This is a genomic window from Streptomyces sp. NPDC059874, assembly GCF_042731135.1.
Classification (GTDB): Bacteria; Actinomycetota; Actinomycetes; order Streptomycetales; family Streptomycetaceae; genus Streptomyces.
In genome coordinates this window covers 22,953-37,851 of sequence record NZ_JBHWJY010000082.1, presented here as the reverse complement: position 1 = coordinate 37,851, position 14,899 = coordinate 22,953, and the positions used below count along the sequence as shown (strand labels likewise).

Here is a 14,899-nt window from a genome sequence, read left to right as displayed (position 1 = left end):
GGCCACACAATGTGTGGCGGGCCCCTCGGCGTTTCCGTGCCGGCGCCCGCAGACTACGCGGACTTGCGGCTGTCCCGCGGATGCACGGCAATGTTCATGGCGCCGGACCGAAGGACCGCAAGCCTTTCGGCCAGCACTTCCTCCAGCTCCTCGCGGGTGCGCCGCTCCATGAGCATGTCCCAGTGCGTTCGCGCAGGCTTGCCCTTCTTCTCTTCGGGCCCGTCCCCGTCCACCAGGAGTGCCATGGCGCCGCACGCCTTGCACTCCCACTCCGGCGGAATTTCTGCCTCAACCGAGAACGGCATCTCAAATCGATGTCCGTTCTGGCATGCGTACTCCACCGCCTGGCGCGGGGCCAGATCGATGCCGCGGTCCGTCTCGTAGCTGGTAACCACGAGGCGCGTACCGCGGAGAGCTCGCTCACTCATGAATCGTGCCTCCCGGGCTTGTCGCCCACAGGACAGGTGTCGCTGTCGTCGTCATCCGGTCAACGTCCGGTCGGCGGTATAGATTCCCGCTCCGGGTCGTGCGTCGCCCGTCGTGCCGCCCCTTGTTGTACCCACCAATGCCCGTTTTGTCACATCTGGCAGCAGATGTCACCCAACGTCTACACTTCTTATGCGCGCAGTAACGGTCCGCCTGGCAGGCCAAAGGCGTACACTACCGGCCCTTTGCTTGAACGTCTAAATTCGTTCGGAATTCGCTCGTGGATCCGGGCCGGGCACGCTCACGGACCGCCGTCAGATCCGTTCGGGTACAGGATTGCCTGCCGCCTCCACGGCGCGCCGCACCGGCACCCTCGCGAGCAGCACGAAACCCAGTGCGAAGAAGACCACCAACGAGATGATCGCGTCCCGGTAGCTGCCCGTGAGCTGGTACGTCAGGCCGAAGACGAGCGGTCCGACCCAGCTCAGCCCGCGGTCGCTCATCTCGTACGCCGAGAAGTACTCGGCCTCCTTGCCCGCCGGCACCAGGTGCGAGAACAGCGAGCGGGACAGCGCCTGGCTGCCGCCCAGCACCAGCCCGATCATCGCGGCGAGTGCGAAGAACCACACCGGGGTCCGGGCCGGCAGGAAGTAGCCGACCGCCAGCGTCAGCGCCCACGCGGCCAGCGAACCCAGGATCGTCCGCTTCGCTCCGTACACCCGCGCCAGCCGCCCCATCGCCAGCGCGCCCGCCACCGCCAGGACCTGCACGAGCAGCACCGCGCCGATCAGCGTGGACTGCTCCAGCTGCAGCTCCTCCGAGCCGTAGATCGAGGCCTGGGAGATCACGGTCTGCACGCCGTCGTTGTAGATCAGGTACGCGAGCAGGAAGGACAGGGTCAGCGGATAGCGCCGCATGTCCTTGAAGGTGGCCACCAGCTGCTTCCAGCCGCTGACGGCCGGCGCCGAGCCCGCTTCCCGGACCACCGCCCGGTCCCGCAGCCGGCGCAGCGGGATCAGCGCGAAGGCTCCCCACCACAGGCCCGCCGAGGCCAGGCAGATCCGTACGGCCTCGCCCTCGGAGAGTCCGAAGGAGTCGTGGCCCTGGAAGAGCACCAGGTTCACCACGAGCATCACCGAGCCGGCGGTGTAGCCGAAGGCCCAGCCCCGCGAGGAGACCGTGTCCCGCTCGTCCGGGGTGGAGATCTGCGGCAGGTAGGCGTTGTAGAGGACCATCGAGACGGACAGCGAGGCGTTCGCGACGATCAGCAGCAGTCCGCCCAGCAGGTAGCGCTCGCCGCCCAGGAAGAACATTCCGGCCGTCGCCGCGGCACCCGTGTACGCGGCCACCGCCAGCAGCGGCTTCTTGCGGCCGGTCCGGTCCGCGACCGCCCCGGCCAGCGGCATCAGCAGGACGGCCAGGATCACCGAGGCCGAGACCGTGTAGGCGAAGAAGGACCCCGCCCGCACCGGGATGCCCAGCGGGTGCACGAAGCCCTCGGCGTCGGCGGCGGCCTTCGCGATCGAGGTCAGGTACGGCCCGAGGAACACCGTGAGCACGCTCGCCGAGTACACGGACACGGCGAAGTCGTAGAAGTACCAACCGCGCTGTTCGCGCTTGCGCGCGGCCGTCGCGGTCGCCGTGTCCGTGGCGGCCGATCTGCCGTCCTCGGCCCCGGATTCCGCTTCGTCTTCAGTGTGCGCACTCATCGGTGCCCCCTCGCTGGTCCCCGTACCGCACGGCCCGCAGGAGCCCGCGCGGGCACCCGCGACCGTGTCAGGCCCAGGCCCCGCGCCGGTCCAGCACCGTGCGCAAGATGTCGATCCGGTCGGTCATGATGCCATCCACTCCCAGGTCGAGGAGAGCCTCCATGCGTTCCGGTTCGTTCACGGTCCACACGTGCACCTGGAGACCCCGTTCGTGCGCGGTGCGTACGAACCTCCGGTCGACCACGCGGATGCCCGACTGGGTCTCCGGCACCTGAGCGGCCACCGCCCCCACCCGCAGCGCGGCGGGGATCGCGAACGAGCGCAGCCGCAGGCCGAGCACCCCGCGCACGCCGTACGAGGTCGCCAGCCGGGGGCCGGCGATCTTCTGCGCCCGGGCCACCCGGCTCTCCGAGAAGGAGCCCACGCAGACCCGGTCCCAGACGCCCGCCCGCGCGATCAGATTGACCAGCGGGTGCAGGGCGGACTCCGCCTTGACGTCGATGTTCCAGCGGGCGTCGGGGAACTCCTCCAGCAGCTCCTCGAACAGTGGAAGGGGCTCGGTGCCCCCCACCCGGACCTCACGGATCCGCTTCCAGGGCAGCTCGGCGATCCGGCCCTGCCCGTCGGTGACCCGGTCCAGCGTGGAGTCGTGGAAGGCGACGAGCTTCCCGTCGGCCGTGGCGTGCACATCGGTCTCGAAGTACCGGTAGCCCGCGTCGGCGGCCCGGCGGAAGGCCGCGGCGGTGTTCTCCAGTCCGTCCGCGGCACCTCCCCGGTGGGCGAAGGGGATCGGAGCCGGGTGGTCCAGATACGGATGGCGAAGGCGTACGTGCGTCACGCGCGCAGTATCCCTCTTCCGGGCCGCCGACCGGTGACCGGAAGGCGTCGGGCGGTCGACGACCAGTCCCCCCGCCGCTGGTGCGGGTGGACTGGTACGTGACAGTCTGGATCCGCACTTCCCAATCCAATCCCGGCCCAGACGGACCTGGCCGGGGCCAATCCGATGAAGGTGGACCGGACGCATGGCCGAATGGACCTCAGCGGTCGGTGCCGCACAGCTCGCCCGTCTCATCACCTCGCAGCAGGAGCGGACCGCCGTACAGGGCGCCCGCAAACTGCCCGCGTACCGCACCCTCGCCGACGGGATCCGGCTGCTCGTCCTCGAAGGCCGCGTCCCGGTCGCCGCCCGGCTGCCCGCCGAGCGGGAGCTGGCCGGCTCCCTCTCCCTCAGCCGCACCACCGTCGCCGCCGCGTACGAGGCCCTGCGCGGGGAGGGCTTCCTGGAGTCCCGCCGGGGGGCCGGCAGCTGGACCTCCGTCCCCGCCGGGAACCCGCTGCCCGCCCGCGGGCTGGAACCGCTGCCGCCCGAGTCCCTCGGCTCCATGATCGACCTCGGCTGCGCCGCCCTTCCGGCCCCCGAGCCCTGGCTGACCAAAGCCGTCCAGGGCGCCCTGGAGGAGCTGCCGCCGTACGCGCACACCCACGGGGACTACCCGGCGGGCCTGCCCGCCCTGCGCCGGATGCTCGCCGACCGCTACACCGAGCAGGGCATCCCCACCATGCCCGAGCAGATCATGGTCACCACCGGGGCGATGGGCGCCATCGACGCCATCTGCAGCCTCTTCGCCGGGCGCGGGGAGCGGATCGCCGTCGAGTCCCCCTCCTACGCCAACATCCTCCAGCTGATGCGCGCCGCAGGGGTCCGCCTCGTACCCGTCGCCATGGCCGACGGGCTGGCGGGCTGGGACATGGACGTCTGGCGCCAGGTGCTGCGCGACTCGGCCCCCCGCCTCGCGTACGTCGTCGCCGACTTCCACAACCCGACCGGAGCCCTGGCCTCGGAGGAGCAGCGCCGGGCCATGGTGGAGGCGGCCCGGGCGGCCGGCACCGTCCTCGTCGCCGACGAGACCATGCTGGAACTCAAGCTGGACCCCGATCTGGAGATGCCCCGCCCGGTCTGCTCCTTCGACCCGGCCGGCTCCACCGTGATCACCGTGGGCTCGGCCAGCAAGGCCTTCTGGGCGGGCATGCGGATCGGCTGGGTCCGCGCGGCCCCCGACGTCATCCGCAGCCTGGTCGCGGCGCGCGCGTACGCCGACCTGGGCACGCCCGTGCTGGAGCAGCTCGCGGTGAACTGGCTGATGCGGACCGGCGGCTGGCAGGAGGCCGTCGGAATCCGCCGCGACCAGGCGCGCGAGAACCGCGACGCCCTGGTCGCGGCGGTCCGCCGGGAGCTGCCGGACTGGGAGTTCGAGGTTCCGCAGGGCGGCCTGACCCTCTGGGCCCGCGCGGGCGGCCTCTCCGGATCCCGCCTGGCCGAAGTCGGCGAACGGGTCGGCGTACGGGTCCCCTCGGGCCCCCGCTTCGGAGTGGACGGCGCCTTCGAGGGCTACGTCCGGCTCCCCTTCACGGTGGGCGGCCCGGTGGCCGAGGAGGCCGCCACCCGCCTGGCCGCGGCAGCCCGCCTGGTCGGCACGGGAGCCGCGGGCAGCGGCTCGGAACCCCCGCGCACGTTCGTGGCGTGACCCCAGGGCCCGGTGCCCACGCGTCGCGACCCAGGGGCCGGTGCCCATGCGTCGCGACCCAGGGGCCGGGGACGGGCGGGGGTGCTGTCCGGGACGTAAAACGTGATTTGTTGGCGCGGCAGCAGCCCGCATCGACGCAGCCGGGACAGGGCGCCATAAATCATGAGTCCCGGACAGCACCCCCGCCCGGCCCCGGCCCCGCCCTCACGCCCCCGCCCGGCACCGGCGCCGCCGCCCTCACGGCGCCGCCAGGCACCGGCCCCGCCCTCACGGCCCCGCCCAGGGCTACGGTGCCTCGGCCGCCACCTCCGGTAGTTCCGAGGCGTCGACGGCCTGCCCCTGCGCAGGCGGCTGCCCTTGGAGCGGCTTGGTCAGCGTGACGCGGGCCCGGCCGTCACCGCCCGGGCCCGGCGCGAGCCGCTCCGGCAGCAGCTCCAGTACCGCCTGGCGGTGCGCCGGATGCGTCGCGTCGTCGTACGGGTCCGGGGTGGCCGGCACCTGGAGCCGGTGCACCGGGCCGGTCCCGAGCCGGGCGTACCCCCGCCCCGGCGGTACCTGCGCGGGGGGCGTGGTGTGCGGCGGCAGGCCCAGTACGTCGGCGATCTGCTGGATGGAGGCGGGCCCGAGCACGATCCGGGCCCGGGTGTGCTGCCAGACCGCGTCGTGCAGCAGCTCCAGGTGGTCGAACTGCTCGGCCACCACCACCATGACGTGCGCGGCCCGGCCGTGCCGCAGCGGCACCTGGAGCTGGGCCAGCGGGTCGGGGAGTCCTTCGGCGGCCGCGAGGTGCCCCGGCACGCTCGGCTGGTCCAGCAGGATCCACAGCGGCCGCCGGGTGTCCTCGGGCGCGGGGCGCCCGGCCTCCCGGGCCCGGTGGGTGGCCACCAGCCGCCGCTCGGTCTCCTGGGCGGCCCATTCCAGGGTGGCCAGCGCCCCGGTGGGCCCCGCTTCCACGGCCAGGACGCCGGCGCGGCCGGACAGGCAGGAGTACTCGCCGCTGCCGCCGCCGTCGATGATCAGTACGTCGCCGCCGTGTCGCAGGGCCTGCAGCGTGACGGAGCGCAGCAGCGTGGTGGTGCCGCTGCCGGGCTGGCCGACGGCCAGCAGGTGGGGCTCGGTTGAGCGGAGGCCGGTCCGCCAGATCACCGGCGGCACGTCCCGCGGCTCGTCGCCGTCCAGGACGGGCAGGGTGCGCTGCACGCTCCCGGCGTCGGTGAAGCCGAGCACGGTCTCCCCGGGGGAGGTCACGAAAGGCTGGGCGGCGATACCCGTCGGCAGCGCCGCCAGCACGCGCAGGTCGAGCTGGTTGCCCTCCTCGTCCCAGTCGAAGAGATACTCCCGTCCGCGCCCGGACTTGGCGTGCAGCAGTGCCTCGATCCGGGCCCGCGAAGTGGCCTCGCCATCGGTGAAGTAGGCCGGGTAGCGGATGTGGAGCCGGGTGACGCGGCCCGCCTCGTCGAACTCGTAGCCGCTGAAGGCCTTGTCCCAGTCCCCGCCGTGGGCGAAGAGCGGACTCGGGTCCTCCGGGATGGAGAAGTACGGCACGAGGGCTTCGTAGAGGGAGCCGAGCCGTTCGGTCTCGGCCTCGCTGGGCCCGGTCTTCACCGGGTTGCGGTCGCGTCCCTGCCAGGCCGCCGCCGCCATGAGGGTGATCAGGGCGAGGAGGGGGCCGTAGGGGACGAGCGCGACCACGAGGACGCAGGCTGCCCCGAAGAACAGCGCGGGACCACGCTTGTCCTTGGGGGTCTCGGACCATTTGCGCCGCCCGGCCGAGGCCAGGATGCGCAGGCCGCGTCCGATGGTGAGGAGCGGATGGAGGACGTCCGTGGCACTGTCGGCGGCCGTGCGAGCGAAGTCGCGGCCCCGGGCCAGCGACGCGGTGCCGCTGCTGAGGATGCGGGGAAGTGGGCGCCGGGCCACGGGCGTCTCCTGGAGTTGTGGTGTGACGTGTGTTTCGGGTGTTGCTCGTGGTGCCGTGCGGTGGCCGGGCTAGAGCTTGATCCCGCCGAGCAGGCTCGCGAGGCTCGCCGTACTCGCCGTGATGCTCGGCGCGATGGCGGAACCGGCGAGGAAGAAGCCGAAGAGCGAGCAGACGAACGCGTGCGTCAGCTTCATCCCGTCCTTCTTGAAGAACAGGAAGCAGATGATGCCCAGCAGTACGACGCCTGAGATGGACAGGACCATGAGTGGTTCTCCTGGTTGGTGGGGACAGTCACCATCAGTTCTTCCAGGCTCACAGGAAGTATCAATGCGACAAAAGGTGCATACGGGTGAATCGAGCGGTTTTTCACTTGACCGGCTCACCCTGGCTGGCGCGTCCGGCGTGAAGGGGCTCGAGAGTGATCATTGCCTCGGCCTGAGCCGTACATGTGCAGGTCCGGGCGCTACTCTGACGATTCACCCGTACGGACGCAGTGCCGTGCACCCCCCTGCCCGCACGGCCCGGGGAAGCTTCATGCCAGCAGCGAGTGAAAGGCGGTACGCACGATGAACGAGCAGCCCGAAGGCACCTCCCCCGGCGCCCCCGACGAGGACGTCATCGAACTGGCCACCAAGATCTTCGACCTCGCCCGTCAGGGTGAGACCGCGCAGCTCACCGCCTACCTCGAAGCGGGCGTCCCGGCGAACCTCACCAACGACCGCGGCGACACCCTCGTCATGTTGGCCGCCTACCACGGCCACGCGGAGACCGTCACGGCCCTGCTGACCCGCGGCGCCGAGGCCGACCGGGCCAACGACCGCGGCCAGACCCCGCTCGCCGGAGCCGTCTTCAAGGGCGAGGAGGCCGTCATCCGCGCCCTGCTCGCCGGCGGGGCCGACCCGAACGCCGGAACCCCCTCCGCCGTGGACACCGCGCGCATGTTCGCGAAGGCCGACCTGCTGGAACTCTTCGGAGCCAAGTAGTCCGCTTTTTGCCGGGTCATGGCCGCCACAGACCTCACAGGTTGGTCACGGCGGCCGTAAATGTGGTCGCGGCGCACAAACCGGCTGGGTCATCATGGCGTCGGATTCGATTCGCGAGCACGGGGGACGGGCAGGACGGCAGGACGCGAAGGGTGTCCCGGCCGGGTCCGGCCGCCATGGTCACGAAGCACCGACGAGAGTGAGAAGGCAATGGTCTACATCGAGCGGAACACGACGGCGAACGCCCTCACATGCTGTTACGCGGCCCTGTGAATCCCGATTCCCGGTTGCGTCCCCAGCTTGATTTGAGGCCATTCCCATGTTCGAACCAGTCATAGCGCCGAGCGGCACCCTGCTCGGGCTCCTCCAGCGCGGCCGCGGCGACGGCACGCTGCACGCACTCGCGGCGCCCAGGGGCGAGGCCCTCGCGGCACTCAACCAGTGTGTGCTCCGCGATCCGCGCCAGGACTGGCAGGTCGAGAACCGCTCCCTGTACTACGCCAGGCTCTACCTGGATCTCGACGGCCCCCTCGGCGAGATCGAGAGCCACCTCTTCAGCGCCGACGACCTCGTGGACGAGGAGGACCACCGGACCGGCCTCGCCCTGTCCGTCCTGGGCCACCTGGCCTCGTACGGTCGCGACGACGCGCTCATGTTGCTGCGGCGCTACGCCGCCTCCGGCGCGAACTGGGCCTGGGCCCTCGACGAGCTCGCCCTGCGCGACGACGACGAGGGACTGCGCTCACTGGGCGCGTCGGTCCTCGCCCGCTTCCCCGCCACGGCGGAGGGCGAGGCGCGGCTGGCCGCCGCCGTCCGCGACGCCTACGAGCCCCGGCCCTGGTGCCTGTGGGAAGAGTCGCCGTCGTACGGGGAGCGCTTGCGCGCCGCCCGGCAGCAGGGCTCCTTCGACCGCTGGCAGCGCCAGCTGACCCCGAGCGGGCCCAGGCCGGGCTGGGGGGTCCAAGCGGTCTTCGACTGGGCCGCCGACGGCCTGCGCCGCGGCACGCCGCTGCACGTGCCCGCCGCCCGCTGCCTGGCCGCCGTGGCCCAGCCCGAGGACCGCCCCGCGGTCTTCGCGGCCGCCGCCGGCGCCAACGGCGAGGCCGCCCGCGCCACCGCCCTGCACCACCTGGTCCTCGCCGAACCGGACAACCCGGCCGTACTGGACCTCATCGAAGCCGCCGCGGACGAGCCCGCCGTGGCCGCCTACGAGCGCATGTGCGGCCCCGAGGCCGTCGAACGGGCCCGGCGCTGGATCCACCGCCCCGACGCCCTCGGAGCGGCCGCCGCGGCCATCCTGGCGACCCGCGGCGGAGCCGAGGACGCCGAGCTCGTCCTGGGCGCGCTCCGCTCCACGGTCCGCGGCTCGGGCCCCGACACCCAGCGGCTCTTCGCCCTGGTGGACGGCGCCGGACGGCTCGCGATCGGCTGCGCGGCGCCCGTACTGCGCCACGTCTACCGGGAGACCGCCTCCTCCCACCTGCGCGGCCGGGCCGCCCAGGCCCTGGCCAACACGGACCCCACGTTCGCGGCGGGCTTCGCCGTCGAATGCCTGTGGGACTGCGAGGAGACCACCCGTGAGGTGGCCGCCCGCCACGCCGAGACGGCCGACGCCCGCGTGGCGCCCCGGCTGCGCCGCCTGGCGGCGGACCCGGCCGAGGAAGAGGACGTACAGTCCGCCGTACGGAGCCGGATCGCTCCGGAGTCAGCCGTGTAGGGCGCGCGTGACGGGCAGGCCGGTCACGGACGGGGGACACGCCCGTGACCGATGCGATGCCCCGGCGCCGGGCCGGGCCGACGGGGCCGACCGCTCCACCGGCCCGACTGCCTGATCGGGCCGACCGTCTCGTCAGGCGGCTGATCGATCGAGCCACCACTTCACGAGGCCGGTCGCCATCAGCTTGGCCGCCCCCCGGGTCACTGCCCTACCGGGTCGGCGGCTCTCGGGCCGCTGCCCCACCAGGCCGGTCGCTCGGGTCGGCCGCTCTCGGGCCGACCGCTCCACCGGGGCGATTTCCCTCCGGCCACCGCTCACGAGGCCGAGCCGTTTTCTCAGGCCCTGGTGAACCTCACCGGAACCCCCGGCCGCGCCTGCGCCGCCGAGTCCAGGGCCGGGCCCGGCGGGACCACACCCACCACCGGGTAGCCGCCCGTCACCGGGTGGTCGGCCAGGAACACCACCGGCAGGCCGTCCGGCGGAACCTGCACCGCCCCCAGCACCATCCCCTCGCTCGGGAGCTCGCCGGCCCGGGCGCGGACCAGCGGGGAACCCGCCTCCGTGCGCAGGCCGATGCGGTTGGACATCGCCGACACCCGGAACACCGCTCGCCACAGCCCGGCGAGCGAGGCATCGGTGAACCAGTCGGCCCGCGGCCCGACCCGGAGCGGGAGCAGCAACTCCGAAGGGGCCCCCGGCAGCCCGTGTACGTCCGCGCCCGTCACCGGATCGGGGCCCGCGGCGCCCACCGGCAGCAGGGTCCCCGCCGACAGGACGGGCGGGCCCAAGCCCGACAGCAGGTCCGTCGAGCGGCTGCCCAGCACCGGCGGGACGGCCAGCCCGCCCCGCACCGCGACATAGCTGCGCAGCCCGGATTCCGCCCGGCCCACCTCCAGCTCCGCCCCCGGCGACAGCCGCACCGGCGCCCCCCAGGCCACCGGGCGCCCGGACACCCGTACGGAACACGGCGCGCCCGTGACCGCCACAGTCGTCGCGGCCGCCGCCCGCAGCGCGACCCCGTCCAGGGTGGTCTCCAACACCGCCGCGTCCGGCGGATTGCCGAGCAGCCGGTTGGCCAGCGCGTACGCCCCCGTGTCGAGCGCGCCGGAGCGGGGGACCCCCAGGTGCGCGTAGCCCGGGCGGCCCCGGTCCTGGACCGTGGTCAGCGCCCCCGGCCGGATCACCAACAGCCCGCTCATCCGGACACCTCCGTGAACCGCACCCGTACCCCCGGCGCGAACAGGGCCGCCGGTTCCCGCTCCGGGTCCCAGAGCACCGCCTCCGTGGAACCGATCAGCTGCCAGCCGCCGGGAGAGGAGCGCGGGTACACCCCCGCGTACTCCCCGGCCAGGGCCAGCGAGCCCGCGGGCACGGCGGGCCGGGGGGTGTCCCGGCGGGGCAAGTGGAACCGTTCGGGCAGGCCGGTCAGGTAGCCGAAGCCGGGGGCGAACCCGCAGAAGGCCACCCGGAACTCGGTGGCGCCGACGATGCCCGGCACCTCCCCGGGAGCCACCCCCCACAGTCGGGCCACGTCCGCCAGGTCCGGCCCGTCGTACCGCACCGGCACCGTGACCAGCGGCCCCTGCGAGGGTGCGAGCGGCGGCACCTCCCACCGCGCGATCCGTGCGCCGAGTGCGGCCGGCTCCCGTACGCCGTCCAGCAGCACGGTCCGAGCCGCGGGCACCAGGTCGCGTACGGGGCCCAGCTCGCCCGCGTCCCGGCGGCGCAGCAGCTCGGCGTGCAGCGCGGCGACCTCCGCCGCCGAGTCCAGTTCGATCAGCAGCGCCTCGCCGCCCACCACCAGGCTCCTCACGCGAACGCCTCCACCCGCACCCCGGCCGAGCCCAGCGCCTCCCGGACCCGCAGGGCCAGGCCCGCGGCCCCAGGGGTGTCCCCGTGCAGGCACAGCGAGCGCGCGGCCACGGGCACCAGCGAGCCGTCGACGGCCACTGCCGAGCCCTCGGCCGCCATCCGGACGGCCCGCACCACCACCGCCTCCGGGTGGTGCAGCACGGCCCCCGGCTCGCCGCGCGGCACCAGCGTCCCGGCCGGCGTGTAGGCCCGGTCGGCGAAGGCCTCCGGCACGGGAGCCAGCCCGGCCTCCTCCGCGGCGGCGAGCAGCAGAGACCCGGGCAGCCCCAGCACAGGCAGGCCCCCGGTGGCGCCGGCCCCGGCCGCGAGCCGGACGCCGGCGACCACGGCGGCCGCCTGGTCGGCGTCGTACACGGTGCGGTTGTAGAGCGCGCCGTGCGGTTTCACGTACGACACCCGGGAGCCGGCCGCCCGCGCGAAGACCTCCAACGCCCCGATCTGGTAGGCCACCTCGTCGGCGAGCTCGCCGGCCGGCACGTCCATGGAGCGCCGCCCGAAGCCCGCCAGGTCGCGGTAGGACACCTGGGCGCCGATCCGTACGCCCCGGGCGGCGGCCAGTTCGCAGACCCGGCGCATGATGGACGGGTCCCCGGCGTGGAAGCCGCAGGCGACGTTGGCGCTCGTGACGACGGACAGCAGGGCCTCGTCGTCGGTGAGCGTCCAGCGTCCGAAACCCTCACCGAGGTCGGCGTTGAGGTCGATCACGGGAGCTGATGCGATCATGGAAGCCATGCGCCGAGGGTAGAACAGCCGGCGGGGCGGGCAGCCGGGGACGATGCGAGCCGTCGGAACCCCGAACCGTCCGGACCGTGCGAACCTCGAACCGTCCGGACCGTGCGAACCTCGAACCGTCCGGACCGTGCGAACCTCGAACCCTCCGGACCGTGCGGACCGTGCGAACCCCGAACCTTCCGGCCGATCCGGCCGAACCCACGCGTTTGGGATGTTGTCAGGGTCAGCGCCTAGTCTTTGTCCGTGACTCTCCCTGCCCCGGCGAAGACCCTTCCGTCCCCGGCGCCGGGCCCGGCCGCCGACGAGGGCCTGGCCCGGCGGCTGCGCGCCCTCGCCTGCACCGCCCCGCTGCACGACCTCGACGTACGCAAGGCCAATCTGGCCGGCGAGTACGGGGTCTACGCGATGGCGGAGGTGGCGCTGTCCGCGATCGACCTGGTCACCCTGAACATGGACTTCGACACCGGCGCCGACCACGAGCAGATAGTGGCCCGGCTGCTGCCGCGCGTCGCCGCCCAGGCCCCGGCCCGCCCGGCGGCCGAGCACGAGCGGGTGGCCCGCTGGGTGCTGGAGAACCTGATCAACGTCGGCAGCGTGGACCGCGGCTTCCGCGCGATCTACGGCACGTTCGGCCCGGACGGGGTCTACGTCCGCCGGGACTACGACTTCAAGCTGATCGAAGAGGTCCCCGGCCACGGCGGCGCGGTCTACCTTCGCACGACGGACGAGGCCGTCAACGTACTCGTCGGCGCCCTCGACACCGACGTCACCAGCGCGCAGATCGCGGCCGAGGTGAAGCTGGAGGTGCTGATCAGCCGGGGCCGGCTGGCGGACGCCCAACTCGCCGCCGAGCAGGCTCGGTACCGGACCGTGCAGTACGCGGAAACCCTGCGCCGTACGTTGGACGCGACGCGGCGAAACGTCCGGGCGGTGGACTGGCTCCAGTCCGTCCCCGACATGATCGAGGAGGCCCTCGATCACGTCGCCGACCGCTACCGCCACGAGAACGCGATCCTCACCAACATCCGCAAGGCGCGCGACGAGGCGGAGGAGCCCGACAACAAGCGGCGCGCCGCCGAGCTCGTCGACATCGTCAAGGACTGCATCCGCCGGCACACGCAGCTCCAGTCCAGGCTGCTGGACGCCGGCCCGCTCTTCCGCGCCGAGCAGGACCGCCAGGCCTTCGCCGCGCCCGCGCCGCGCTCCGGCATCGACCTGTACGGGCAGCTCGTGGCCCCGATCCTGCCGCTGCCGGTGGCCAGGGCCCGCCGGGTCACCGACGCCTTCTTCGCGTCCGGCGCGGGCCTGCGCACCCCCGTCTCGGTGCGGGTGGGGGACCTGGTCGACATCCTCCTCACCCCGCCGGTCGAGCGGGAACACCTCGGCGTGGAGATGCCCGAACCGGACCTCATCGCCACCCCGGACGACAGCCGGTTCAGCGAGGAGCAGCTCGCCGCCGCGACCCGGCTCCTGGACCTGCCGCACGACGCGCCGCGCCGACTGTCCGGCCTGCTGGCGGAAGCCCGTCGCAGCGATCCGGACCTGCCGTACCTGGTGGCCCTGCTGGCCGTTCACGCGGCGAGCCCGGCCGTCGGCACGGCGTACCGCCAGGGCGAGGAGCGGCTGCTCTTCGCGGTGGACGACGGCACCCAGCTCGACGACGCCGAGTTCGGCGGCGCGGACCTCATCGTCGGCACGGCCCTCCTCGACGCCGCCGGCATGGCTGCCGACCGGACGGAGGCGTCGTGAGTGCGGTCGCCCTGGGCACTTCGGCTTCGCCGAATCGGGCGGCGCCCCGAGCGGGTCGCCGCGCGCTCGCGTGGGCGTCGGGCAGGCCCCGACCGGGGGCGCGGGGGTCTGCCCCCGCCTTCGGGAAGGGGCGGGACGGGGGACAGGACCCGACAACGCCCGCAAGGACCCGTTCCGCACGGTCCACCGGGGCGGAGCCCGAACGGCAGCCCGCCGCGCACGACCGGACCCGTACCGCCTGTGCCACCCGCAGCACCCGCACCGCCGAGGAGACGTACCAGTGAGCGACCACCACGCCGAGCACCCCGCGTGGAGCGAGCCGCACCCCGCGTGGCGCGAGCCCGACGCGCCGTCGGCCCCCATCGTGCCCGCGCAAGCGCACCCGCACGCCGCCCCGGTGACCCCGGCCGACGCCGCCGACGCGGCCCGGCTCGTCGCCTTCGGGCTGCAGCCCAAGCTGCTGCCCGCCCGCGACGCCGAGTACGCCGAGCTGCTGCGCCGCTACCGCGAGGACACCGCCTTCGGCCGCCTCGCCGACGCCGTCGCCACCGGCCTCGGCCTGGTCGTCCTGGAGGTGTCCACCCGCGCCGGCATGGCCGTCGCCGCGGGCGAGGACTCCGTCTTCGCCGTCCGCATGGGCGACTACGCCCGCCGCACCACCGCCGACTCCGCCGACCGCTTCCTGCACGGCCTCGCCCACCTCGCGGTCGCCGCGCTCGCCTTCCCGCGCCCCGAGGACCTCGCCGACGACGGCTACATCGGCCGCATCACCGTCAACGGCGTCGACGCCTTCGTCCGGCAGACCTGCCGTCGCCTGGAGGAGCGCGCCGAGGAGCTCGGCGAGAACACCGACCCCGCCTCCGACGCCCCCGGCCTGGAGGCCGCCTGGCGCGTCTACGCCCGCCGCAGCGCGACCGGCGCCACCAAGGACGCCCGCCGCCTCGCCGGCTCCACCACCGGCATCGTCGGCAAGGCCGCCGCCTTCCTCACCGACTCCGGTTTCCTCCAGCGCACCGGCGACGAGGCGGGCGGCACCTACCGCACCACCCCGCGCTACCAGCTCCAGGTCCGCGACATGGCGGGCAGTGCGGCCATGGCCGAGCTCCTGGACCTCGGCGTGGTACCCGTCAGCGACGGCTCCGCCACGCTCCTGCCGCCGCCCGAGGGCGACGACCTGGACCTGGCCGCCGACGCCGGCCTGCCGTTCCACGCCTGAGCCACCTGCCCTCCGTACCGAGACCCACCGAGAAACCACGAGAGTCCGC

Annotated in this window: 13 protein-coding genes; 5 read left to right on the top strand and 8 right to left on the bottom strand. The window is 73.6% G+C overall.

Annotation, left to right across the window (positions count from 1 at the left end; translation table 11 throughout):
* Nucleotides 1-53: 53 nt before the first annotated feature.
* The 3 genes from ACFV9H_RS33405 to ACFV9H_RS33395 form a co-directional block, all read right to left on the bottom strand.
* On the bottom strand, nucleotides 54-428 hold the full coding sequence (locus ACFV9H_RS33405; RefSeq protein WP_007262928.1) for an RNA polymerase-binding protein RbpA: 375 nt from the start codon (nucleotides 426-428) through the stop codon (nucleotides 54-56).
* Between the two features lie 312 nt (nucleotides 429-740).
* A complete protein-coding gene (locus tag ACFV9H_RS33400) occupies nucleotides 741-2,135 on the bottom strand; it encodes an MFS transporter (RefSeq protein WP_385405776.1) in 1,395 nt (464 codons plus the stop codon).
* 67 nt (nucleotides 2,136-2,202) lie between these two features.
* The gene (locus ACFV9H_RS33395) at nucleotides 2,203-2,973 is read right to left on the bottom strand and encodes a glycerophosphodiester phosphodiesterase family protein (RefSeq protein ID WP_385405773.1); all 771 of its coding nucleotides are present in this window, start codon (nucleotides 2,971-2,973) and stop codon (nucleotides 2,203-2,205) included.
* 184 nt (nucleotides 2,974-3,157) lie between these two features.
* Between ACFV9H_RS33395 and ACFV9H_RS33390 the strand changes: the two genes are divergently transcribed.
* Nucleotides 3,158-4,660 carry a PLP-dependent aminotransferase family protein gene (locus tag ACFV9H_RS33390; protein ID WP_385405770.1) on the top strand — a complete coding sequence of 501 codons (1,503 nt, stop codon included), beginning with the start codon at nucleotides 3,158-3,160 and terminating at the stop codon, nucleotides 4,658-4,660.
* Between the two features lie 285 nt (nucleotides 4,661-4,945).
* Here the strand turns inward: ACFV9H_RS33390 and ACFV9H_RS33385 are convergent, their stop codons facing one another.
* Nucleotides 4,946-6,580 (bottom strand): hypothetical protein, encoded by a 1,635-nt coding sequence (locus ACFV9H_RS33385; RefSeq protein WP_385405768.1) that lies wholly within the window; start codon nucleotides 6,578-6,580, stop codon nucleotides 4,946-4,948.
* Between the two features lie 69 nt (nucleotides 6,581-6,649).
* Nucleotides 6,650-6,844: a hypothetical protein gene (locus ACFV9H_RS33380; protein ID WP_030031218.1), complete on the bottom strand. Its 195-nt coding sequence runs from the start codon at nucleotides 6,842-6,844 to the stop codon at nucleotides 6,650-6,652.
* A 303-nt stretch (nucleotides 6,845-7,147) separates the two neighbouring features.
* Between ACFV9H_RS33380 and ACFV9H_RS33375 the strand changes: the two genes are divergently transcribed.
* Complete coding sequence (locus ACFV9H_RS33375) at nucleotides 7,148-7,564, top strand: ankyrin repeat domain-containing protein (protein WP_385405765.1); 417 nt, start codon at nucleotides 7,148-7,150, stop codon at nucleotides 7,562-7,564.
* A gap of 319 nt (nucleotides 7,565-7,883) precedes the next feature.
* Nucleotides 7,884-9,281 (top strand): HEAT repeat domain-containing protein, encoded by a 1,398-nt coding sequence (locus tag ACFV9H_RS33370; RefSeq protein WP_385405762.1) that lies wholly within the window; start codon nucleotides 7,884-7,886, stop codon nucleotides 9,279-9,281.
* A gap of 335 nt (nucleotides 9,282-9,616) precedes the next feature.
* Here the strand turns inward: ACFV9H_RS33370 and ACFV9H_RS33365 are convergent, their stop codons facing one another.
* The 3 genes from ACFV9H_RS33365 to ACFV9H_RS33355 are packed head-to-tail and all read right to left on the bottom strand — an operon-like array spanning nucleotide 9,617 to nucleotide 11,858.
* Nucleotides 9,617-10,480: a biotin-dependent carboxyltransferase family protein gene (locus tag ACFV9H_RS33365; RefSeq protein ID WP_385405759.1), complete on the bottom strand. Its 864-nt coding sequence runs from the start codon at nucleotides 10,478-10,480 to the stop codon at nucleotides 9,617-9,619.
* On the bottom strand, nucleotides 10,477-11,094 hold the full coding sequence (locus ACFV9H_RS33360) for an allophanate hydrolase subunit 1 (protein ID WP_385405757.1): 618 nt from the start codon (nucleotides 11,092-11,094) through the stop codon (nucleotides 10,477-10,479). Before ACFV9H_RS33360 ends, ACFV9H_RS33365 begins: the two co-directional genes overlap by 4 nt.
* The gene (locus ACFV9H_RS33355) at nucleotides 11,091-11,858 is read right to left on the bottom strand and encodes a LamB/YcsF family protein (RefSeq protein WP_385405778.1); all 768 of its coding nucleotides are present in this window, start codon (nucleotides 11,856-11,858) and stop codon (nucleotides 11,091-11,093) included. Before ACFV9H_RS33355 ends, ACFV9H_RS33360 begins: the two co-directional genes overlap by 4 nt.
* Before the next feature lie 270 nt (nucleotides 11,859-12,128).
* Between ACFV9H_RS33355 and ACFV9H_RS33350 the strand changes: the two genes are divergently transcribed.
* Nucleotides 12,129-13,634 carry a hypothetical protein gene (locus ACFV9H_RS33350; protein ID WP_385405755.1) on the top strand — a complete coding sequence of 502 codons (1,506 nt, stop codon included), beginning with the start codon at nucleotides 12,129-12,131 and terminating at the stop codon, nucleotides 13,632-13,634.
* A 280-nt stretch (nucleotides 13,635-13,914) separates the two neighbouring features.
* Complete coding sequence (locus tag ACFV9H_RS33345; protein ID WP_385405753.1) at nucleotides 13,915-14,850, top strand: hypothetical protein; 936 nt, start codon at nucleotides 13,915-13,917, stop codon at nucleotides 14,848-14,850.
* Nucleotides 14,851-14,899 lie beyond the last annotated feature (49 nt).

What these genes read in the sequence shown, in the direction of transcription:
- ACFV9H_RS33405 (WP_007262928.1), bottom strand. Translation starts at nt 428, where the DNA reads ATGAGTGAGCGAGCTCTCCGCGGTACGCGCCTCGTGGTTACCAGCTAC.
- ACFV9H_RS33400 (WP_385405776.1), bottom strand. Translation starts at nt 2,135, where the DNA reads ATGAGTGCGCACACTGAAGACGAAGCGGAATCCGGGGCCGAGGACGGC.
- ACFV9H_RS33390 (WP_385405770.1), top strand. Translation starts at nt 3,158, where the DNA reads ATGGCCGAATGGACCTCAGCGGTCGGTGCCGCACAGCTCGCCCGTCTC.
- ACFV9H_RS33380 (WP_030031218.1), bottom strand. Translation starts at nt 6,844, where the DNA reads ATGGTCCTGTCCATCTCAGGCGTCGTACTGCTGGGCATCATCTGCTTC.
- ACFV9H_RS33375 (WP_385405765.1), top strand. Translation starts at nt 7,148, where the DNA reads ATGAACGAGCAGCCCGAAGGCACCTCCCCCGGCGCCCCCGACGAGGAC.
- ACFV9H_RS33370 (WP_385405762.1), top strand. Translation starts at nt 7,884, where the DNA reads ATGTTCGAACCAGTCATAGCGCCGAGCGGCACCCTGCTCGGGCTCCTC.
- ACFV9H_RS33365 (WP_385405759.1), bottom strand. Translation starts at nt 10,480, where the DNA reads ATGAGCGGGCTGTTGGTGATCCGGCCGGGGGCGCTGACCACGGTCCAG.